Consider the following 21,286-nt stretch of genomic DNA (forward strand, 5'->3'; position numbering starts at 1 on the left):
CTTGATGAGCGGCCAGACTGTTATTTTGCTGGACGGCCACGCACCTTCACCGGCTGATCTTGACTGGTTGTTGGTCAGTCGAGCACTGGCTTTTGGTGAGGGTGTTTTTACCAGCCTGCGAGTTGCTGACGGGCAGGTGGTATTCCTTGAGGATCACCTCTGGCGTTTGCAGTCTGGTTTGCAAGCCTTACGCCTGCCGCTGGATGTGATTGACTGGATGCTGCTGCAACAAGAAATGCAGCAGTTGGCCACTCAGCAGCAAGATGGCATGGTCAAGGTCATGCTATTGGCAGGCCCCGGTGGGCGAGGTTATCAGCGCTCACCAGATCTGGTCTGGCACCGCTTTCTTCATGCTCGCCCACTTACCATCCAGTCAGAGGCCTATCAAGGCATCAGTTGCTGGTGGCAACCCTCTCCTGGTATTGCTGCTGAAACCAGCAGTAAACACCTGAATCGTTTAACTCAGGTGTTGGCATCCATCAATTGCCCCAGCGGCTACAATGAAGCTCTGCACCATGATGAAAAGGGTCAGATCACGGAGGGAATTGCCCGTAACGTGTTCTGGTTTGCCAGGGGGTGCTGGCATACCCCTGCATTGGCAGCGGGCCCTTTGGCAGGTGTGATGCGTCGCCAGATATTGGCAACACTGCAGGACGAAGGTGTTGAGGAAGGTTTTTACCAGCTGCAGGATTTGCTGGATGCAGAAGAAGTATTGCTTTGCAACAGCCTTCAGGGTATCTGGCCGGTTACAGAGCTGCATGGCACAGCAGGCTGTCTGGCGCGCTGGCGGGTGGGGCCACAAACCCGCAGATTAATGGCAGACTTCCATCCTTCGCTGGGGCTTCCCCTGATCTGACAGGCAGGTGACATGATCAAAAAGTTTTTTTCAGGTATTGGCTTGTTGCTGCTGTTTGTAATGGCTGTTGCTGTTGCCGGCACTGCCAGCTGGTTTTTCAAACACCTGAACCCCGAGTTGAACCTCGAATCATCCCAGGTGCTGGAAGTGGCACCCGGGCGCAGTTTCATCAGCCTGCTGAATCAGTTTGAGCAGGAAGGTGTGATTGCCACTGCGCTGCCAATGCGGATCTGGCTGCGGCTCAACAGTGATGTGGCTCCCATTCGTGCAGGTGAGTACCGTCTTGAATCGCCTTTGACCCTGCGAGAGCTGCATCGTCGCATGCAAGCCGGTGAGGTCATCACCTATCGTCTGACATTGCTGGAAGGCTGGACCTTTCGTGAGTTTCGTCGTGCTCTGGCACAGGCTGAAAAGCTGGAAGCAGTCACCGCTGAGTGGTCTGAAGCTGAAATCATGGAAGCGGTGGGCATGCCGGGAGAGGCGGCAGAAGGCTGGTTTTTTCCGGATACCTATACCTACCACAAAGGCATGAGGGATCTGGATCTGCTCCGGCTGGCCAATCGCCGTATGCGGCAACTCCTCGAAGAAGTCTGGGACACTCGCCAGGCAGGCTTGCCTTACCGTAATGCTTATGATGCCTTGATCATGGCCTCCATCATTGAGCGTGAAACCGGCGCACCTCATGAGCGTCGGGACATCTCGGGTGTGTTTGTGCGTCGACTGCACAAGGGCATGCGCCTGCAAACAGATCCAACGGTTATTTATGGCATGGGTGAGCGTTATCAAGGGCGCATCACTCGCAGCGACTTGCGTGAAGCCACGCCCTGGAACACCTATGTGATTCGTGGTTTGCCACCGACACCGATTGCCATGCCGGGTGAGGCGGCCTTGCGTGCCAGTGTTGATCCGGCTGAAGGCGAGACGCTGTTTTTTGTGGCCCGGGGCGATGGCACCCACCAGTTTTCCCGCACCCTGGAAGAACACAACCGAGCGGTGCGCGAGTTTCAGTTGAATCGGCGTGAAGGCTATCGCTCCTGGCCTGCAGCACCAGATAACCAGGGTGCCGGGGGTGGTGAAAATGAATAACCGGCATGGCCGCTTCATCACTCTGGAGGGTGGGGAAGGGGTCGGCAAGACCACCAACCTGAATTGGCTCTGTGAGCAGTTAACGACTGCCGGTATTCCTTTTATCCGTACCCGTGAGCCAGGCGGTACCCCACTTGCTGAAGCGATTCGTGGATTGCTGCTTAACCGGGGTGATGAAACACCTGCAGACATCACCGAGCTGTTGTTGATGTTTGCGGCGCGTGCCCAGCATCTGGCAAGAGTCATTCAACCAGCTCTGAATGCCGGTCAGTGGGTGGTCTGTGATCGCTTTACGGATGCCACCTATGCTTATCAGGGTGGCGGGCGGGGTCAGGATCAGCAGGTCATAGAGCAGCTGGAATCACTGGTGCAACAAGGGCTGGAACCAGACTTGACGCTACTGCTGGATATGCCAGTGGAACTGGCTTCTCAGCGTGTTGACCAACGTGGACAGCAGCGTGACCGCTTTGAACAGGAGCAGCAGGCATTTTTCCAGCGTGTACGTGATGCCTACTTGCAGCGAGCCCTGGAGCACCCCCTACGTTTTCGGGTCGTGGATGCTTCACTGGCCTTGCCTCAGGTGCAGGCACAGTTGACTGAGTACCTGCAGCCACTGTTGAGCGAGTGGATGAATGAGGTAAGCGACTGATGAAGCCTGCTCAGGCATTACCCTGGCATGCCGAGATCTGGCAGCAGTGGATGCAACAATTGCATGAAGGCCGCCTGCCGCACGCACTGTTGATTACCGGCCTGCCTGGGCTGGGCAAGCGTACGCTGGCGCGTGCACTGGCGCATCAGGTGCTTTGTCGTCAGCCTGATGGCGGTCATCCCTGCGGCCATTGTCAGGATTGCCAGTTGTTGGCCAGTGGTTTTCACCCTGACTTGCACCAACTGGAACCTGAAAGTGAAGGCAAGGCGATCAAGGTTGATCAGGTGCGGGAAGTCAGCAGTCAGGTGCAGAAAACAGCTCAGCAGGGGGGCTACAAACTGGTTTTGCTCTGGCCTGCTGAAGCCTTGAATATCAATGCTGCCAATGCATTGCTGAAAACCCTTGAGGAACCTGAACCGCGTACTTTGTTTCTGCTGGTCAGTGACCGGCCTTCCGGTTTGCCCGCCACATTACGCAGTCGTTGCCAGCAGTGGGCAGTGAAAGCGCCGACTTTAGTCGAGGGTCAGGCATGGTTGCGTGCTCAGTTGAGTGAGGACCAGAGCCCGCAGATACTGTTAAAAGCGGCCAGTGGCCGCCCCTTGCAAGCGCTGAAACTGGCTGAAGGTGAAGCAGAACACCAGCGACAGGCAATCCAGCAGGTGATTGAATCGCTGGTGCGAGGCGCTGATCCAGTGGATCTGGCGGCACGTCTTAAAAGCATTCCTTTAAGAGACTTGTTAAACTGTCTGCAAGCCTGGCTGGCGGATAGCCTGCGTTTGAGGCTGCTGGGTGATGCTGCTGTGCAGGACAGCCGTCAGTTGCCCCTGTATCAGCAGTTGAATGCGCTGTTGGGTGTCCGGCAGTTATTAAATCTGGAACAGGGGCTGCGCCAACTGCATCTGCAGCTTCAATCCAATCCGAATACTGAGCTGTTTTTAGAAAACCTTTTGATCAGCCTGACACAGGAGATGGGTCATGAGTGAAGTCAAACCCTTGACGTTGGTTCTGAAAGACAAGCAGTCCTTGAATGCTCATTACATGCCTTTCCTGAAGCGGGGTGGCCTGTTTGTGCCCACCAGCCGTACCTTCCGGCCCGGTGATCTGGTTCATGTTACGGTGCAGATGCCAGAGGATGAACCGCCGCTGGAAATAACCGGCACCATGGTCTGGCATACCCCAGTTGGTGCCCAGGGCCGTAAATTGCCTGGTGTAGGTGTTCATTTTGTGGAAGATGAGGATTCTCCGCGCCGTTATATCGAAGGTCTGCTGGCAGGTTTGCTGAACAGCGATAAACCCACACATACCATTTAATTGTAAAAACTGGAGAACTCATGTGGTTGGTTGATTCCCACTGCCATCTGGACATGCTGAAATTGTCTGCAACCCGCAGTGGTGAGGCCACTGGTCTCTCCGGAGTGCTCGATACCGCACGTCAGCGGGGCGTTGGGCACTTTCTCTGCATCAATGTGAATCCCTGGCAGATCAGCCACCTGCGCGACATCAGCAAGCCCTTTGATGATGTCAGTCTGACGCTGGGGTTGCATCCCTTGCACGAACCCGAACAGCCGGTATCGACTGAGCAGTTGATTGAGTGGGGGGCTGCAGCCGATATCGTGGCACTGGGTGAAACCGGGCTGGATTATTATTACGGCGCTGAACAGCAGGCACTGCAGAAAGACTATTTTCAGCGCCATCTGGATGCTGCGCTGGTGTTAAACAAGCCTGTGGTGGTGCATACCCGTGACGCCCGTGAAGATACCCTGGCATTGCTGAAACCCTTCTGTGAAAAAGGGGGGCAGGGGGTCATCCACTGTTTCACCGAGGATCTGGACTTTGCCCGTCAGGTGATTGGCATGGGCCTGTATGTGTCCTTTTCCGGCATAGTGACCTTTCATTCGGCGGATGCCTTGCGTGAAGTGGCTGCATTGGTCCCGCTGGATCGTTTGCTGGTGGAAACCGACTCTCCCTATCTGGCACCGGTACCGCATCGCGGCAAGCAGAATGAGCCAGGTTATGTTCGTGATGTGGCTGAGTTCATCGCCAAACTGCGTGGTATTGATGCTGAATTCCTGGCGCAACAGACCACAGAAAACTTCTTTCGCTTGTTCCCACTGGCCCTGCGCCAGTCTGCGGCCACGTCTCGTCCCCTTGCCTGAGTGAGCAAAGGCAGGTAATCTGGTGACTGAAAAAGATAAAAAAGTCACATTCTGAGGAGCAGGACATGGCTGAATCACCAGTCGAAAAACAGGCCCGGCGGGTCAGAGAGTTCCGGCAGCGTGAAGCCCGCATACTCGAAGCTGCACTGGAGCTGTTCCTGGAGCAGGGTGAAGACAAGGTTACGGTGGAAATGATTGCCGAAAAGGTCAACATCGGCAAAGGCACCATCTACAAACATTTCAGCACCAAGGCAGAAATCTACCTGCGCCTGATGCTGGATTATGAGCGTGAAATGGCGGCTTTGTTCAAACTGCCGAACATTGCTGAAGACAAGGAAGCCCTGTCTCGCGCCTATTTTGAATTCCGCATGCAGGAACCGGCCAAGTACCTGTTGTTCAACCGGCTGGAAGAAAAGCTGGTGAAGGCCAATGTGATTCCAGACATGATCGAGGAGTTACACCGCTTCCGGGCGCAAAACCTGGAAAGCCTGTCCGATCTGATTGGCGGACGCATGGAAGCGGGTCTGCTGGAAGAAGTGCCACCCTATTTCCATTACTGCGCCTCCTGGGCCTTTGTGCACGGTGCCGCAGTGTTGTATCAATCCGAGTTCTTTCAGGATGTGATTCAGGACAAGGATGAGTTTTTCCGCTTTATGATGGATATTGGTGTGCGCCTGGGTAACCGGGGTCAGCGTGGTAAAAAACGCACTGAAAACCCAGTGGGCCAGCCTCCAGTCAGTCACTGATGTCTTTATCCATCCTGCAACAACTGGCAAGCCGCATCGAGCAAAACCCCGGTGAAAAGGGTTTGCCACCCATCCATGCCTGGCATCCTGAACGGGTGCTGGATATCGGTCTTGGCATTGATGCTCAGGGTCGCTGGTTTCACCAGGGCGACCCTTTTGAGCGTACGGCTTTGGTTCGTTTGTTTTCCACACTGCTCAGGCGTGATGCAGATGATGAATATTATCTGGTGACACCGGTGGAAAAAGTCCGTGTTGCGGTGGCCGAAGTGCCTTTTCTGATCGTCACGGCAGACCTTCAACAAACAGCAAACACCCCTCAGATCAGCCTGACCAGTAACGTCAGTGATACTTTTCTGCTGGATGCAGACCATCCCCTGCGTGTGGTGACCGATGAAGCGGGTCAGCCACGCCCTTATGTGCGTGTGCGTGACCGCCTGGAAGCCAGGATTTTGCCTCAGGTGTTTTATCAGCTGGTTGATGCTGCACAGATGGTGAGTATCAAGGGTCGCAACTGCCTGCAGTTAAACAGTTGTGGCTGCGCTTTTGTACTGGGTGAACTGGACTCATGAGCGCACGGTTGACGCCTGAGCAGCAGGCGGTGATTCAGCATACCGAGGGCCATGCACGGGTACGTGCGGTGGCGGGTTCCGGCAAGACCACCACGCTGGTCGAGCGGGTGGTGCAACTGCTGCGGCAGGGTGTACCTCCGTCACGTCTGCTGGTGGTGATGTATAACCGGGCTGCCCGCGAAGATTTCCAGCAAAAACTCCAGCATCGTTGTGCCGAAATCCTGCGTGAAGAAGGCCTGCAGCTGTTGTTGCCGGATATACGCACTTTTCACTCTCTGGGGCATCGTTTAACCCAGACTTTCTGCCGCTGGGGTGTGTTACAGCCTCGCCAGCTGCAGCAGGAAGACTGGATGGTGGATCGACTGACCCGTCAGGCCCTGAACCAGCTGGCTGAACAGCAGGGTGAAGAAGCCCAGGCCTGGCTGGAAGAAGATGCACTGGAAGCCTTCAAGGCCTTCTGTACGCTGGTTAAAAGTGGGTTGGATGAACCGGAACAAGTGTTGGAGCGTCTGGAGACCGGCCAGAAGCACTTCACTGCTGCTTTTGAAGCGCTGGAAAACCTGCTGGAAGAACAGCGACTGATGTTTTTTGATGATCTCTTGTGGCGTCCGGTGCGGCTGTTGCAGCAACAACCGGCGTTTATTAACCGTTTGCAGGGGTATCTGGATCATCTGATCGTGGATGAATACCAGGACATCAATGAAGTGCAGCAGGTGCTGTTAAAAAGCCTTGCTGGCCAGGCCCAGGTGATGGTTGTCGGGGATGTGGACCAGTGTATTTATGAGTGGCGTGGTGCCCGTCCTGAATACATGCTGCGGCGTTTTCAGCAGGATTTTTTACAGGTCAGGGACTACCCACTGACCCGTACCTTCCGCTTTGGTCACGGTCTGGCGCTGGCCGCCAATCAGGCGATCTGCCATAACCGTGAGCGCCCTGATCAATTAACCCTGGCGGCAGACACCAGCCCGCCCACCTACCTGCAGCAGGGGCAGGGCGCTGAGTGGTTACTGGAGCAACTGGATGGCTGGCGGACAACACATCCGCAGGGTCAGGCCGCAGTGCTGGTGCGCAGTTGGTCACAGAGTCTGGATGTGCAACTGGCCTTGCTCAAGGCTCATAAACCTTTTTCGCTGGCACGCCAGGAACACTTTATTTTCAATCGTCCGCAGATTCGCGGCCTGCTGGCTTATGCCCGGTTGGCACTGCACAGTCAGGAAGGCATGCAGATCAACTACAGCCACCCGGATGCACAGCAGGATTTTTACCAGTTAATCAGCTTTCCCACACTCTACCTCAGTGAGCAGGAGCGCCAGGCGCTGTTACAGGCTCGCATTCAGGGGAAAGCCGCTTTGTCAGCCTGCATTGAACGCATGCCTGCGGCAAGGGCGCGGCGCATCAACGAGCGCCTGAAAGTGTTGCAGCGTCTGGCTCGACTGGCCACCCGCCTGCAACCGGCTGCTTTTATTCGCCGTGTGTTGCAGGAAACCGATGCACTGGAGCAGCTACGCAAAACAGCATCCAGCAAAGAAGCTGCGGAAGAAGCCTTGCGACTGATTGAAGGGCTCAGGCGTTATGCTGAAAAAAGTGCCGCTGAAAATCTGCAGCAATGGATAGAAGAGCTGGAGCTGGCACGTCAGGAGGGTATTGCAAATCAGTCCGGACAACAGCAGCCGGGTGTGGTGATCCTCACCGTTCATGCGGCCAAAGGGCTGGAATGGGACTGGGTGGCCGTGTATGGCCTGAATGAAGGGGATTTTCCCTACACCTCCGGTTTCAGTCGCTTGACACCGGCTGAAGAAGAGGCCGAGCGTCGGCTGTTTTATGTTGCCATGACGCGTGCACGTCATTGGTTGCTGTTAGTGCGCAGTGATGCCACCGGGCAACCCAGCCGTTTTCTTGCCGAAGCAGCTCTGGAGGATGCCCGGCAATTGGCTGCCTGCCTGGAGGTTCAGGCAGAAACAACCAGGCCTTCAACCTTGCAGGTACGTGATCCTGCACTGCTGCGCCGTTACTGGCAGGCGGTCAGTGAGCGACCCCTGCCAGAACTGCAATCTGCTCCAGTAGCAGAGTCTGGAGTCAGTTAAGCCTTTCGCAGTTAAGCACCCCAGCTGTTCAGGCGCGCCCGGGCATACTCAGCCTGCTGACCGGAGCCACCCTGTTGCAGAAAACTCTGGAAAGCTGCTGTTGCTTCCGGGATCTGCTGCAGGCGCTCATGGCTGACACCGATGAAAAAGTCGGTGTTGGGATTGCCAGGCAACAGGCGCTTGTACGTCTGAAAGCGATTCAGTGCTGCATCCGGTTTGTTTTGCTGCAGTAATGCAACACCGGAAAGGTGCTGTGCCTGAGCTTCTTGCGGATAAACGCGGATGGCGTCCTGTAACCAACGATCAGCCTGGTCATAACGCTCCTGCATCATCCAGGCTTTGCCCAGCATCACCAGCCCGGTGTAATCCTGTGGGGCCACTTGCAGCGATGACTCCAGTGCGGTTACCGCATCAGCATGGCGTCCCTGGCCAAGGTGCATTTCTGCCAGTTGCTGGCGCTGGATGGCAGAGCTGATACGGCGCAGCCCAGCGGTATTGTCCATGTAACGCTCGCGGTGCATGGGTTTGCTGCGATGACTGGCATAACGGCCGGTGGCCTCACGCTGGGCATCCCGGTAACGCTCGGAACTCATCGGATGCGAAGAAAACATTTGTTCAATGGCGCTGGGCTGGCTGTTCGACAGGCTTTGCAGCATGTTCATCAGGTCAACCATGCCATCCGGTGAATAACCGGCACGTGTCATGTATTCGATACCCAGTGAATCAGCCTGGCGCTCATCGGAACGGCTGTAAGTTGCCAGCAGGGCACCGGCAGCAATACCGCCAAGACCCAGCGCCAGGGCGGTGGTGGTATCACTGGTACGACTGCCGATAGCAACACCAGCCCCTGCAACAGCAACACCTGCCAGGGTTTGTTTGGTCATGCGCTGGGCCGTATGACGAGCCGTCACATGGCCTACCTCGTGACCAATTAAAGCCGCCAGCTCTGCTTCACTGTCCATGGCCAGTAGAATACCGCGCGTGATGCCAATGGTGCCGCCAGGGAAGGCGTAGGCATTGATGTAGTTGGCATTCAGAGCGTTATAACTGTAATCCACTTCCGGTCGATGGGAGCGGCGACCGATGGATTGACCGATGCCGGCAACATAAGCCTGAAGTTGAGCATCCTGCGTCACACCATAGTCAGCGGAAATCTGGTGTGGTGCATGTTGCCGGTCAATTCGGCGTTCATCAGAGGCAGACATCAACACCAGTTCACGCTTGCCGGTGACCGGGTTCACCGAGCAACCAGTCATCACACCACCACTGGCAATGGCCATCAGCCACAGCAACTGCCGACGGGTCAGCTTGCCATCGGCCAGATTCATGGATTGGAGTTCCTGATCTTTCATCTGTTGTGTCCTCTTTAACAGTATTGAAACCTGATCCAGTTGACTTCCGGTTCAGGATTGAAGGCGGCACAGGTTGTCACATATGACTGCAGCAGCCACGGCCACGTTCAGTGATTCTGCAGCACCAAAGGCTGGAATGGTGATTCGGTGGGTTACAAAGGGTGCCAATGCACTACTGATACCATGGGCTTCACTGCCCATCAACAACACACCGCCCTGGCCAGCACTCTGGAAATTATGGATGCAAGCGCCATCCAGATAAGCACCTAACACCTGGGTATCTTGTGGCAGGGATGCAAAAAAGGCATCCAGTGGCTGATAACTGACGGCAACCCGTAAAAAAGACCCCTTGGAAGCGGCAATCACCTTGGGATTAAACAACTCCGCTGTTTCCGGAGAACACACCAACTGGCGAATGCCATACCAGTCAGCAATGCGCAGCAGGCTGCCGAGATTACCGGGATCATTGATACCATCCAATGCCAGTATCCAGGGGTTTTCAGCAAGGGAGGTGAAGCTGGCAGTGGCAGGGCAGTTGACCACCGCCAGTGCCGCATCATTGCTGATCAGGGTACTGATGCTGGTCAGTTCATCTGCTGTGCATGCTACGGCAGTGATGCCAGCCTGCCGGATCAGGGCGCTGTAACTGTTAATGAACTCAGGGGTGGCATAAAGGGCCTGTACTGGCCAGTTGGAAGCCAGTAATTCAGCCACCACCTTTTCACCTTCCACCAGAAACCGGCCTTCTTCACGACGCATTTTTTTGCGGTGCAGGGCACGCACCTGACGGATCTGGTTCTTGCTGAGCATGGCAGTCACTTGATGGCTGTAAAAGCGGCCCATTATCAGCCAATCAGGGAGTGAAGTCATCAGGCCGGTGGATTCCGACCTGATGACTGAGGGAGGTTACAGCCGGTGTTTCAGAGCGGCTGCTGGCGATTGCGGCGTAATTTACGCAACAGTGGCAGCAAGAGTGACAGGGCAGCCAGCAGCAGTAGGGTGAGTGCTATGGGTTTACTGAGAAAAATGCTCCAGTCACCGCCGGAAATCTGCAGTGCCCGGCGCATGGATTCTTCCATCAGTGCACCAAGAATCAGGCCCAGAATCAGTGGTGCAGCCGGGAAGCCGTAAAGCCTCATGGCCAGACCGATCAGACCAAAAATCAGCAGCATCACCAGATCAAAGGTATTAAAACTGATGCCATAAACACCTACCATGCAAAAAATCAGGATCAGTGACAGCAGCAGCGGGCGAGGGGCATCCAGGATTCTGGCAATGTAGGGAATCAGTGGCAGATTCAGCACCAGCAGGAACAGATTGCCGACATACATGCTGGCAATGACTCCCCAGAAAACCTCCGGGCGTTGTTCCAGCATCATCGGGCCAGGTGTGACTCCCATCACCAATAAGGCACCAAGCAATACGGCTGTGGTTCCTGAGCCAGGTACACCCAGCGTCAGCAGTGGCACAAAGGAGCCACCACAGGCTGCATTGTTGGCAGCCTCCGGTGCTGCAACACCCTTGATATTGCCTTTGCCGAAGGTATTGCCATCCTTTGCCAGGCGTTTTTCCATGCTGTAACCCAGAAAGGAGCCAATGGTGGCACCGGCACCGGGCAACACCCCGGTGAAAAATCCCAGAATGGAGCTGCGGCCGATGGGGGCCGCAATCTCTTTCACTTCTGCTCCGCTGAGCTTCAGTGACCCGATCTGATTGCGGGGTGTATTTTTTCTCTGCGGGTTCAGCAGCATGTAAAAGACTTCTGCCAGGGCAAAAATACCCAGGGCCACCACCAGAAAATCGATCCCTTCGATCAGTTGCAGGGTGCCGAAGGTGTAGCGTTCAGTCCCGGTCTGCAGATCCATGCCCACAATCGAAATCATCATGCCCAGCACAGCAGCAATCAGGCCTTTTATCAGGGATTTGTCAGACAGGCTGACCACTGCCGTGAGCCCCAGCACCATCAGTGCAAAATATTCGGTGGGACCAAAGCTGACAGCAACCTTGGACAACAGCGGAGCAATCAGCATCAGACCAAGAATCGACAGGGTTCCACCGATAAAAGAGGCATAAGCAGCAATGGCCAGTGCCTTGCCGGCCTTGCCCTGGCGGGCCATGGGGTAGCCATCAAAGGAGGTTGCCACCGTCCCGGCCACACCAGGTGCATTCAGCAGTATTGAAGAAGTGGAGCCGCCGAAAATGGCACCATAATAAACCCCGGCCATCAGAATCAGACCCGTGGCCGGAGGCAGATTAAAAGTGATCGGAATCATCAGTGCCAGTGCACTGATCGGGCCCAGTCCTGGCAACATACCGATCAGGGTTCCGGCAAATACACCGATGAATACGTACATCAGGTTGATCGGATCCAGCGCGATGCCGAACCCGAACATCAAATTATTCAAAGCATCCATCATTCAGTAACCTTGGAAGCGAGATGTCAGGGTTCAGAAAGGCAGTGGACCGGTGGGCAGGTAAATGCCCATCACCTTGCTGAGCAACAGGTAGAGCGGCAGTACCACCAGGCACATGGCCAGCAGGTTGATGCCATGGCGACGGTAGCCATACAGCCATGCAAGCCCTGTACCCAGTAGCAGGGATGCCAACACAAATCCAAGCGGCTCAATCAACAGGGCATAAACAGGAATACTCACGGCTGTAAGACCCAGTTGCACAATTTCTTTGCGGCCACTCACCGGATGTTGTGATGTTGTCTCGGAATCCTGCGGCGCGGCTGCCGCAGGTTTTTCCAGAAACAACAGTAAGGACAGCCCCAGCATCAGGAAGCCCAGCAACTTGGGAAAGGCATCGGAGTCCACTGGTCTCGGAATCGCAAAGGCTGGAATCTGGAATGCCAGAATCAGGTAACCGATCGAGAAGGCCAGCAGTAACAGAGCCAGCAACTGGTTGATGTTGAGTCGAGTCATGATGGATTTCCTCAGCGCAGCAGGCCCAGCTCAGCCAGTACCGAACGGAACTGATCCTGTTGCTGGTCAAGGAATTCGCCGAAAGTGGCACTGTCCTGCCAGGCATCCAGCCAGCCAAGACGCTCGGTGGCTTCACGCCAGCTGTCAGTTTCCATCATCCGGGAAAACAGCTGTTCGTAATAACGCACGGCTTCAGGGCGCATGTTTTTGGGGCCCATCACACCACGCCAGATATCAAAGGTGTAATCAATGCCCTGTTCACGGTAGGTGGGCACAGCTGCCAACGGGCCTTGCAGGCGCTCAGGTGCAGAAACTGCAATGGCACGCAGTTGACCACCGGCCAGTTGTCCCTGGGCTTCGCCAGCACCAGTGATGACCGCTTCGATGTGTCCACCCAGCAGATTGGTCATGGCCTCACCACCACCGGAGAAGGCGATGTAATTCACCTGTGCGGCAGGAATGCCTGCAGCAGATGCAGCACCAGCCAGTGAAATGTGGTCCATGGATCCGGCAGCAGAGCCACCGCCGACACTCAGACGCGGATTGGCTTTGATGGCTGCAAACAGATCATTGGCGGTCTGATGCGGTGAGTCCTTGTGGACCAGCAGGATCGAGTAGTCGGTGATCAGGCGGGCCAGCGGTGTGAAATCCTGATGGTTAAAACGGGACGTGCCGGCCAGTGGTACCAGAATGATTGGTGGGCTGGTGGCAAAGATCTTGTGGTCATTGCGGTTGTCGCGGGCAATCTGTGCCCAGGCCACAGCACCGCCACCACCGGGAATGTTGATGGGCGCCAGGTTACGATCCGCCAGGCCTTCGGCCTGAATCACCGCAGAGGTGGTGCGAACCAGGGTATCCCAGCCGCCGCCGGGATTGGCCGGGGCAATGTATTCAATGGCGCGGGTTGGCTTCCAGTCAGAGGCATGCAAGGCAGGTGCAAGCAGAGTGGCACAGGCAAGCGCCACGGCAGACAGGGTTTTCATGGAATCTCTCCGTCGTTTGTTGTCGTTATAAGGTGTAACGGAAAGAAATTTAAGAAGCGGGGTTCAGTTCAACAAGATTGTGACCATTGAATGCAAAGGATGCATAAAGTGCTTAAAGTTCATTTTGTTCATGAGCGGGCCTGTAGCCCTCTCAAATCAGGCGATAACAGCGTTCGGGGCGGCCTACCTCGCCATAATCCAGTTCGGCGTGGAGCTGTTGCTCGGCAACCAGATACTCCAGATAACGGCGAGCGGTGGAGCGGCTGACACCCGATGCCTCAGCCAGTTGCAACGCAGTCATGCCGCCTGGGTGTTGTTGCAGGATTTCCAGCAACCGATCCAGTGTCAGGCGATCAATGCCCTTGGGCAGGCGACGGGTATCACCGGAAGGTTTGCTGCTGCGCCGCAAGGCCTGATCCAGCTCATGCTGTGACACTTCCTGTTTCAGTGCCATGAAACTGTGTTCGTCACAAAAGCGTTGCAACATCTGCTGCATGCGCTCCTGTTCCACTGGTTTGATCAGGTAATCAAAAATACCGCCGCGCAAGGCTTCCTGAATGGTTTCTACTTCCTTGGCGGCAGTAACCATGACAATTTCCAGATGGCGGTATAACCGGCGAATTTCCCACAGCAGTTCCAGTCCTTGTACATCCGGCAGGTAAGCATCCAGCAGTACCAGATCAATATCAGCGGCCTTGCCGGACAGGCACTCCAGTGCTTCCTGGGCGCAACTGGCCCGTGCCACCACATGAAAGCCCTTGGCCTGCTCAATGAACTGCCGGTTGATGTCGGCAATGCGAAAATCATCCTCGATGATCAGCACACCAAAATTTTTATTCGTCATGAGGTGTTTCATCTTCTGTTTTGCAAATTCTTGTTTTATCGAAGCGGATGACAAAACAGGCACCACCCAGCTCACTGTCTTCAAGGTATAGCTCACTGTTCAGTGTTCGACACAGACTGTTGACCAGTGATAGCCCCAAGCCCTGATGTTGACCGGTTTTGGTCGAGAATCCCTGCTCAAACACCAGCCTGCGCATGGCATCAGGAATACCGGGGCCATTGTCTTCCACTTCCAGCAACAGCAGGTTGCCCAGATCCACAACCGCCAGTCGTACCCTTGGTTGATCACCCTGACACTGGCGAGCTGCATCCAGGGCGTTGTCCAGTAGGTTACTGAGAATTTTCAGCAGGGCATCCTGGCCGCGTGCGCTGAGTGGCAGTTGCAAGCTACTGTCAGCATCCATTTCCAGTTGTACACCCAGTTGCTCGGCGCGCAGCAGCTTGCCCAGCAGCATGGCACTGATCACCGGGTCTGACCAGTGCTGCAGTACTGATGCAACCTGTTGCTGCGCCAGCTGTTTGTCCTGATGAATCAGTGCCAGGGCCTGTTCGGTCTGTCCCAGCTGCAGCAGCCCGGAAATGGTGTAGAGGCGATTGGAAAACTCATGGGCCAGTACCCGCAGGTAGCTCACATCAGCATTGGCTTCCTGCAGTGCACGTGATAGTTCCAGCAATTCCTGCTGGCTACGGAAAGTGGATACCGCACCGGCCACCTGGCCTTGTGCATCACGAAAGGGAATGCGGTTGACGATGTAGGGCGTGCCCCGGATCCAGATCAGTTGATCCAGTTGCTGTTGCCCGGTTGCCAGTACTTCAGGCAGGCTGGACTCGGGAATCAGCTCGGCAATTCGGTGCCCGACAGCTTCAGAGGTGTCATCCAGTCCCAGAATCCGTTGGGCAGTCTGGTTCACCTCAGTGATTTCACCTTGCGGGTTCACTGCAATCAGACCTTCATGGATGGACTGCAGGATGGTTTCCTTCTCACCGACCAGCTTGGCAATGTCCTGGGGTTCCAGCCCCAGAATCAACTTTTTGACGTGCTGAGCTATCCAGACAGCACCGGCCAGGCCTGTCAGTAGTGAAACAGCCAGCAACACCCAGCTGAAATAAAGGGCGTCACGGATCAGACTGCTGACCTCATCCAGCAGAAACCCCACTGACACTACACCAATGATGTCGCCTTCCGCATTGATGACTGGTGTTTTACCGCGAATGGCCACGCCCAGCGTGCCTTCAGCAACGGAAATGTAGGACTCTCCGCGAAGCAGTGCCGGTTCATTGTCATCACCGGACATGCGTTGCCCAATGCGTTCCGGAACCGGGTGGGCATAACGGATTTCCTGATGGTTACCGACCACCACGTATTCCGCGCCAGTAGCCAGACGTATGCCTTCGGCAAGGGGTTGAATGACAAGGCTCGGTTGTTCCCGTTCAAATGCTTCAATCAGTTCCGGCAGGCTGGCCACGGCTTTGGCCACACTTAGCGCCCGCAGCCCGATTTGCTCTTCCAGCAGGCTGGCTTTGCTGAAGTTCAGATAACTGCCCTGCAGGGTCAGCATCAACACCAGCAAACTGCCGATCAGAGCCATCATTTTTGAGCGTAGGCTCAGTTGCATGGTGTGCCTCTGCCAGTGATGGATAGCCAAGGGTTGTTTTCTGAACATGATATAAGAAGCGGACCTGATGTAAACTCCGGCAAGGTTTTTCCACTCCATCTCAGACAAGGGCAAGGCAGATGACACAGATCGGCACACCATTTTCATCCACGGCAACCCGGGTATTGCTGCTGGGCAGCGGTGAACTCGGGCGGGAAGTGGTCATTGAATTGAAACGGCTGGGCTGTGAAGTGATTGCGGTGGATCGTTATGCCAACGCACCAGCGATGCAGTTGGCTGATCGCAGCCATGTCATCAGCATGCTGGATGCTTCAGCCCTGCGGGCAGTGGTGGAGCAGGAGCAACCCCACCTGATTGTGCCGGAAATTGAAGCCATTGCCACGGCAGAACTGCTGAATCTGGAGCAGGAGGGTTATACCGTTATCCCCAGTGCTCGGGCGGCACACCTCACCATGAACCGTGAAGGCATCCGCCGCCTGGTTGCTGAGGAACTGGATTTGCCGACGTCTCCTTACCGTTTTGCTGCCACGGAAGTGGAATACCAGAGCGCCATTGCTGAAATCGGTCTGCCTTGTGTGGTGAAACCCATCATGTCCTCTTCCGGCAAGGGTCAGAGTCTGGTGCGCGGTGCGGATCAGGTACAGGCCGCCTGGGACTATGCTCAAGCGGGTGGTCGGGCAGGCAAGGGCAAGGTGATTGTGGAGGGATTCATCGACTTTGATTACGAAATCACCCTGCTGACAGTGCGCACTGCATCCGGCACCTGTTTCTGTGAACCCATTGGCCACCGCCAGGAAAAAGGGGATTACCGTGAGTCCTGGCAGCCGCAGCCCATGTCTGCAGCGGCACTGGACAAGGCACAAGGCATCGCCCGCAAGGTCACGGATGCACTGGGTGGTTGTGGCCTGTTTGGTGTGGAGCTGTTTGTGAAAGGGGATCAGGTGTGGTTCAGTGAAGTGTCACCACGCCCGCATGATACCGGCATGGTCACCCTGATCTCCCAGAACCTGTCCGAATTTGCCCTGCATGCCCGAGCCATTCTGGGGCTGCCGATTCCTGTCATCCGCCAGCATGGCCCTGCTGCATCCGCCGTGTTGCTGGTGGAAGGTCATTCCAGTCAGATGGCTTATGAAGGGTTGGCTGAAGCATTACAAGAGCCGGATACCGACCTGCGCCTGTTCGGCAAACCGGAAGTACAAGGGGAGCGACGACTGGGTGTGGCACTGGCACTGGATCAGAATGTGGAGCAGGCGAAGGAAAAAGCCCTGCGGGTGATTTCCAGAATCCGTGTGAATCTATAAAATCAGCGCTCTTTTTCTGACAAACCCCTGCTGGAGCACAAGACATGTTGAAGGTGAACGAATATTTTGATGGCAAGGTGAAGTCCATTGCCCTGAATAACAGCGAAGGCCAGCTGACTGCCGGTGTGATGGAAGCCGGTGATTATGAGTTTGGCACCAGCCAGCAGGAAGAAATGACCGTGGTTTCCGGTGCACTGCAGATCCAGTTGCCAGGTGAAAGCAGCTTCACCACCTACAGTAAGGGGCAGCGTTTTAACGTGGCGGCAGGTGTGAGGTTTCAGGTGAAGGTGGTTGAGCAGACGGCTTATCTCTGCCGTTATTTTGACTGATCAGCCCATTTTGCCTTGCCTGAGCGCTGTACATGACACAGGTCGGCTCTGGTGATTGTGCTTGCTGATACAGCGTTGAAATGGCAATAAAAAAAAGGAGGCCTCAAGGCCTCCTTTTTGTTTTTACGTCTTTTGTTTTTACCCCTTACATGTTGGGGTAGTTGGGGCCGCCGCCGCCTTCTGGTGTTACCCAGATGATGTTCTGTGCGGGGTCCTTGATGTCACAGGTTTTACAATGCACGCAGTTGGAGAAGTTGATCTGGAACCTGGGTTGCCCCGCATCATCTTCCACCACCTCATACACACCGGCCGGGCAATAACGCTGTGCTGGCTCGTCGTATTTTGGCAGGTTCTCACGAATTGGCAGTTCCGGGTCTTTCAGGCGCAGGTGTACCGGCTGATCTTCTTCATGCACGGCGTTCGACAGAAACACGGAAGACAACTTGTCGAAGCTCAGTTTGCCATCGGGTTTCGGGTAGTCGATCTTCTTGCATTCACTGGCCGGTTTCAGCATTTCATGATCCGGCTTGGTGTCATGCAGGGTGATCGGCAGCTTGCCGCCAAAAATATTCTGGTCGATGAAGTTAAATGCACCGCCCAGGAAGGTACCGAACTTGTGCATCGCCGGACCAAAGTTACGAGAAGTCTTCAGCTCAGCATAAGCCCAGCTGGCTTCCCACTTGTCGGTATAGCTTGTCAGCTCCTTACCACCTTCATCACCGCCTTTTAATGCCTCAAATACGGCTTCAGCGGCCACCATGCCAGACTTCATGGCGGTGTGCACGCCCTTGATCTTGGAGAAGTTCAGGGTGCCTGCATCACAACCGATCAACAGGCCGCCAGGGAAGGTCATTTTTGGCAGGCAGTTATAACCACCCTTGGTGATGGCGCGGGCACCGTAAGAAATGCGTTTGCCACCTTCCAGATACTGCTTGATCACCGGGTGGTGCTTCAGGCGCTGGAACTCATCAAAGGGCGACAGGTGCGGGTTGGAGTAGGAGAGGTCAACAATCAGACCCACTTCCACCTGGTTGTTTTCATCGTGGTAGAGGAAAAAACCGCCGCCAGTATCGCTGGGCAGCGGCCAGCCAGAACCGTGTACCACCAGGCCCTGCTCATGCTTGGCCGGGTCGATGTCCCACAGCTCCTTGATGCCAATACCGTAGTGCTGTGCATCCTTGCCTTCATCCAGCTTGAACTTCTCGATCAGGCGCTTGCCCAGGTGGCCACGGACACCCTCAGAGAAGAGGGTGTACTTGGCCCGCAGTTCCATGCCTGGTGTGAAGCTGTCTTTCTGTTGACCATCAGCGCCAATACCCATATCACCGGTGATCACACCCTGCACTTCGCCCTTCTCACCATAGATGATTTCAGCAGCAGGGAAGCCAGGGAACACGTTAACTTCCAGGGCTTCGGCCTGCTCAGCCAGCCAGCGGCACAGGTTGCCAACACTGACAATGTAATTGCCGTGGTTGTGCATGGTCTTGGGAACAGCAAAATTCGGTAGTTTGCTGGCAGCAGTTTCACTGCGCAGCAGGTAAACGTCATCACGAGTGGCTGGAGTATTCAGTGGCGCACCCAGCGCTTTCCAGTCGGGGATCAGTTCATTCAGGGCGCGAGGCTCAATCACTGCGCCTGACAGAATATGGGCACCTACCTCGGAACCTTTTTCCACCACACAGACTTCCAGCTCCTGGCCGGCCTCGTTGGCTTGCTGCTTCAGGCGAATCGCGGCAGACAGGCCTGCAGGCCCGGCACCGACGATCAGCACATCAAATTCCATAGATTCGCGTTCCACGGCTTTCTCCTCAAATTGCACAGGCTTGTTATCTTTGTTTCACTCGGCTAGAGTGTATTTAAAACGGTCGTTTGCTTCCGGTCAATACCCGGGTCCAGTGAAAGACCTTGAAGCTCAAGAGTCAAGCCTTGTCACGGGATTTTAAGACGGTGTCATTATAAGCTTAAAAATGTGACCGGTCAGTTTACGGCCAAGTTTGACTGAAAGGACGCTTGCAGTCATCATTCGCAAGTCATCTAACAGCATGTAACTTTTTTATGAGGCAGGCAGCAGTGATGTTGCCTGCAGGTTTCAACCACAGAGAAAACGGAGAATCCATGAAGGTTCTTGTCGCTGTCAAACGTGTCGTTGATTACAACGTCAAGGTTCGTGTCAAAGCGGATCAGTCAGGCGTTGACCTGACCAATGTCAAAATGTCCATGAACCCCTTCTGCGAAATCGCCGTTGAAGAAGCGGTACGCCTGAAGGAAAAAGGCATTGCCACTGAAATCGTTGCTGTTTCCATCGGTCCTAAAACCGCTCAGGAACAACTGCGTACCGCCATGGCGCTGGGTGCTGACCGCGGTATTCTGGTCGAAACCGATGAACAGCTGGGCTCACTGGCGGTTGCCAAAATCCTCGCCAAGGTCGCTGCAGAAGAGCAACCGCAGATCCTGATGATGGGCAAACAGTCCATTGATACCGATAACAACCAGACCACCCAGATGCTGGCTGCGCTGACCGGTTATGCCCAGGGCACCTTTGCCTCCGAGCTGACTGTTGCAGGCGACAAGGCCACCGTGAAGCGTGAAATTGATGGGGGTCTGCAAACCGTTGAGCTGAAACTGCCCGCCGTGATCAGCGCTGACCTGCGTCTGAACGAGCCGCGTTATGCCAAGCTGCCGGACATCATGAAAGCCAAGAAAAAGCCGCTGGATACCAAAACCCCGGCTGACTATGGCGTGGACACGGCTTCCAAAGTCAAAACCCTGAAGGTTGAGCCACCGGCAGAACGTGCTGCGGGCATCAAAGTGGGTAGCGTGGAAGAACTGGTCAACAAACTGAAAAACGAAGCGAAGGTGGTCTAATGAGCATTCTGGTTATTGCTGATCATCATAATACTGATCTGACCCCGGTGACTGCCAACGTGGTGGCTGCGGCCAAAGCCATCGGTGGTGACATTCATGTGCTGGTTGCCGGTGCGGGTGCTCAGGCTGCTGCTGATGCTGCGGCCAAGCTGGAAGGTGTGAGCAAGGTACTGCTGGCTGATAACGCTGCTTACGGCCATCAGCTGGCTGAAAACGTGGCTGCACTGGTTGCTGAGCTGGGCAAGGGTTACAGCCACATCCTGACCGGTGCCACGGCCAACGGCAAAAACATTGCCCCACGCGTTGCTGCACTGCTGGATGTTGAGCAGATTTCTGAAATCATCGCTGTCGAAAGCGCTGACACCTTCAAGCGTCCCATCTATGCCGGTAGCGCGATTGCCACCGTGCAAAGCAGTGATGCCATCAAGGTGATCACCGTACGCGGTACAGCCTTTGATGCCGTGGCTGCCACTGGCTCTGCTGCCGTTGAAGCTGTTGCTGAAGCCAAGGATGCTGGCCTGTCCAGCTTTGTCGGTGAAGAGCTGGCTGCTTCTGACCGTCCGGAACTGACTGCCGCCAAGGTGGTGGTTGCTGGTGGTCGTGGTGTGGGCAGTGCCGAGAAGTTCGACATCATCTACAAGCTGGCTGACAAGCTGGGTGGTGCTGTGGGCGCTTCCCGTGCTGCGGTGGATGCCGGTTATGTCCCCAACGATCTTCAGGTCGGTCAGACCGGCAAAATCGTTGCACCGGAGCTGTACATTGCTGCCGGTATTTCCGGTGCCATCCAGCATCTGGCCGGTATGAAAGACTCCAAGGTCATCGTGGCCATCAACAAGGACGAAGAAGCCCCGATCTTCCAGGTGGCAGACTACGGCCTGGTGGCAGACCTGTTCGAAGCCGTACCGGCGCTGGAACAACAGCTCT

The 21,286-nt window shown here is 55.3% G+C and carries 21 protein-coding genes; 13 read left to right on the forward strand and 8 right to left on the reverse strand.

Annotated features, from left to right (window positions below; all coding sequences use genetic code 11):
* Positions 1-4 precede the first annotated feature (4 nt).
* The 9 genes from BT114_RS03080 to BT114_RS03120 all read left to right on the forward strand — a co-directional run bounded on the left by BT114_RS03080 (position 5) and on the right by BT114_RS03120 (position 8,146).
* Complete coding sequence (locus BT114_RS03080; RefSeq protein WP_072324813.1) at positions 5-856, forward strand: aminotransferase class IV; 852 nt, start codon at positions 5-7, stop codon at positions 854-856.
* Between the two features lie 12 nt (positions 857-868).
* A complete protein-coding gene (gene mltG, locus BT114_RS03085; protein ID WP_072324814.1) occupies positions 869-1,942 on the forward strand; it encodes an endolytic transglycosylase MltG in 1,074 nt (357 codons plus the stop codon).
* Positions 1,935-2,591: a dTMP kinase gene (gene tmk, locus BT114_RS03090; protein ID WP_072324815.1), complete on the forward strand. Its 657-nt coding sequence runs from the start codon at positions 1,935-1,937 to the stop codon at positions 2,589-2,591. Before mltG ends, tmk begins: the two co-directional genes overlap by 8 nt.
* The gene (locus tag BT114_RS03095; protein WP_072324816.1) at positions 2,591-3,574 is read left to right on the forward strand and encodes a DNA polymerase III subunit delta'; all 984 of its coding nucleotides are present in this window, start codon (positions 2,591-2,593) and stop codon (positions 3,572-3,574) included. Before tmk ends, BT114_RS03095 begins: the two co-directional genes overlap by 1 nt.
* Complete coding sequence (locus tag BT114_RS03100; protein ID WP_072324817.1) at positions 3,567-3,902, forward strand: PilZ domain-containing protein; 336 nt, start codon at positions 3,567-3,569, stop codon at positions 3,900-3,902. The genes BT114_RS03095 and BT114_RS03100 overlap by 8 nt, the downstream gene beginning before the upstream one ends.
* 20 nt (positions 3,903-3,922) lie before the next feature.
* On the forward strand, positions 3,923-4,747 hold the full coding sequence (locus tag BT114_RS03105; RefSeq protein ID WP_072324818.1) for a TatD family hydrolase: 825 nt from the start codon (positions 3,923-3,925) through the stop codon (positions 4,745-4,747).
* A gap of 65 nt (positions 4,748-4,812) precedes the next feature.
* Entirely contained in the window at positions 4,813-5,493 is a 681-nt protein-coding gene (locus tag BT114_RS03110; RefSeq protein ID WP_072324819.1) for a TetR/AcrR family transcriptional regulator, read from the forward strand.
* Positions 5,493-6,062, forward strand: a complete 570-nt coding sequence (locus BT114_RS03115; protein ID WP_072324820.1) for a DUF1285 domain-containing protein — start codon at positions 5,493-5,495, stop codon at positions 6,060-6,062. The genes BT114_RS03110 and BT114_RS03115 overlap by 1 nt, the downstream gene beginning before the upstream one ends.
* Positions 6,059-8,146, forward strand: a complete 2,088-nt coding sequence (locus BT114_RS03120) for an ATP-dependent helicase (RefSeq protein ID WP_072324821.1) — start codon at positions 6,059-6,061, stop codon at positions 8,144-8,146. The genes BT114_RS03115 and BT114_RS03120 overlap by 4 nt, the downstream gene beginning before the upstream one ends.
* An 11-nt stretch (positions 8,147-8,157) precedes the next feature.
* On the opposite strand, the gene BT114_RS03125 is transcribed toward BT114_RS03120, so the two are convergent.
* The 7 genes from BT114_RS03125 to BT114_RS03155 form a co-directional block, all read right to left on the reverse strand.
* A complete protein-coding gene (locus BT114_RS03125) occupies positions 8,158-9,498 on the reverse strand; it encodes a M48 family metalloprotease (protein WP_084661826.1) in 1,341 nt (446 codons plus the stop codon).
* Between the two features lie 51 nt (positions 9,499-9,549).
* Positions 9,550-10,308: a TrmH family RNA methyltransferase gene (locus BT114_RS03130; protein ID WP_072324901.1), complete on the reverse strand. Its 759-nt coding sequence runs from the start codon at positions 10,306-10,308 to the stop codon at positions 9,550-9,552.
* Between the two features lie 110 nt (positions 10,309-10,418).
* On the reverse strand, positions 10,419-11,912 hold the full coding sequence (locus tag BT114_RS03135) for a tripartite tricarboxylate transporter permease (protein ID WP_072324902.1): 1,494 nt from the start codon (positions 11,910-11,912) through the stop codon (positions 10,419-10,421).
* A gap of 33 nt (positions 11,913-11,945) precedes the next feature.
* Complete coding sequence (locus BT114_RS03140) at positions 11,946-12,425, reverse strand: tripartite tricarboxylate transporter TctB family protein (RefSeq protein WP_072324822.1); 480 nt, start codon at positions 12,423-12,425, stop codon at positions 11,946-11,948.
* An 11-nt stretch (positions 12,426-12,436) separates the two neighbouring features.
* Positions 12,437-13,408, reverse strand: coding sequence for a tripartite tricarboxylate transporter substrate binding protein (locus BT114_RS03145; protein ID WP_072324823.1), 972 nt, complete (start codon positions 13,406-13,408; stop codon positions 12,437-12,439).
* 151 nt (positions 13,409-13,559) lie between these two features.
* Entirely contained in the window at positions 13,560-14,252 is a 693-nt protein-coding gene (locus tag BT114_RS03150) for a response regulator (RefSeq protein WP_072324824.1), read from the reverse strand.
* Positions 14,242-15,867: an ATP-binding protein gene (locus BT114_RS03155; protein ID WP_245770375.1), complete on the reverse strand. Its 1,626-nt coding sequence runs from the start codon at positions 15,865-15,867 to the stop codon at positions 14,242-14,244. Before BT114_RS03155 ends, BT114_RS03150 begins: the two co-directional genes overlap by 11 nt.
* Before the next feature lie 119 nt (positions 15,868-15,986).
* Between BT114_RS03155 and purT the strand changes: the two genes are divergently transcribed.
* Both purT and ppnP read left to right on the forward strand, forming a co-directional pair.
* Entirely contained in the window at positions 15,987-17,168 is a 1,182-nt protein-coding gene (gene purT / locus BT114_RS03160) for a formate-dependent phosphoribosylglycinamide formyltransferase (RefSeq protein WP_072324826.1), read from the forward strand.
* A gap of 44 nt (positions 17,169-17,212) precedes the next feature.
* Positions 17,213-17,497: a pyrimidine/purine nucleoside phosphorylase gene (gene ppnP / locus BT114_RS03165; protein WP_072324827.1), complete on the forward strand. Its 285-nt coding sequence runs from the start codon at positions 17,213-17,215 to the stop codon at positions 17,495-17,497.
* A gap of 145 nt (positions 17,498-17,642) precedes the next feature.
* On the opposite strand, the gene BT114_RS03170 is transcribed toward ppnP, so the two are convergent.
* Positions 17,643-19,280 (reverse strand): electron transfer flavoprotein-ubiquinone oxidoreductase, encoded by a 1,638-nt coding sequence (locus tag BT114_RS03170; protein WP_072324828.1) that lies wholly within the window; start codon positions 19,278-19,280, stop codon positions 17,643-17,645.
* A 332-nt stretch (positions 19,281-19,612) separates the two neighbouring features.
* Between BT114_RS03170 and BT114_RS03175 the strand changes: the two genes are divergently transcribed.
* Both BT114_RS03175 and BT114_RS03180 read left to right on the forward strand, forming a co-directional pair.
* Positions 19,613-20,362: an electron transfer flavoprotein subunit beta/FixA family protein gene (locus BT114_RS03175; RefSeq protein ID WP_072324903.1), complete on the forward strand. Its 750-nt coding sequence runs from the start codon at positions 19,613-19,615 to the stop codon at positions 20,360-20,362.
* The coding region (locus tag BT114_RS03180) for an electron transfer flavoprotein subunit alpha/FixB family protein (RefSeq protein WP_072324829.1) at positions 20,362-21,286 on the forward strand (925 nt) is incomplete at its 3' end. The genes BT114_RS03175 and BT114_RS03180, both read left to right, overlap by 1 nt.

The sequence above is a fragment of the Marinospirillum alkaliphilum DSM 21637 genome, from assembly GCF_900119735.1.
GTDB classification, from domain to species: Bacteria; Pseudomonadota; Gammaproteobacteria; order Pseudomonadales; family Halomonadaceae; genus Marinospirillum; species Marinospirillum alkaliphilum.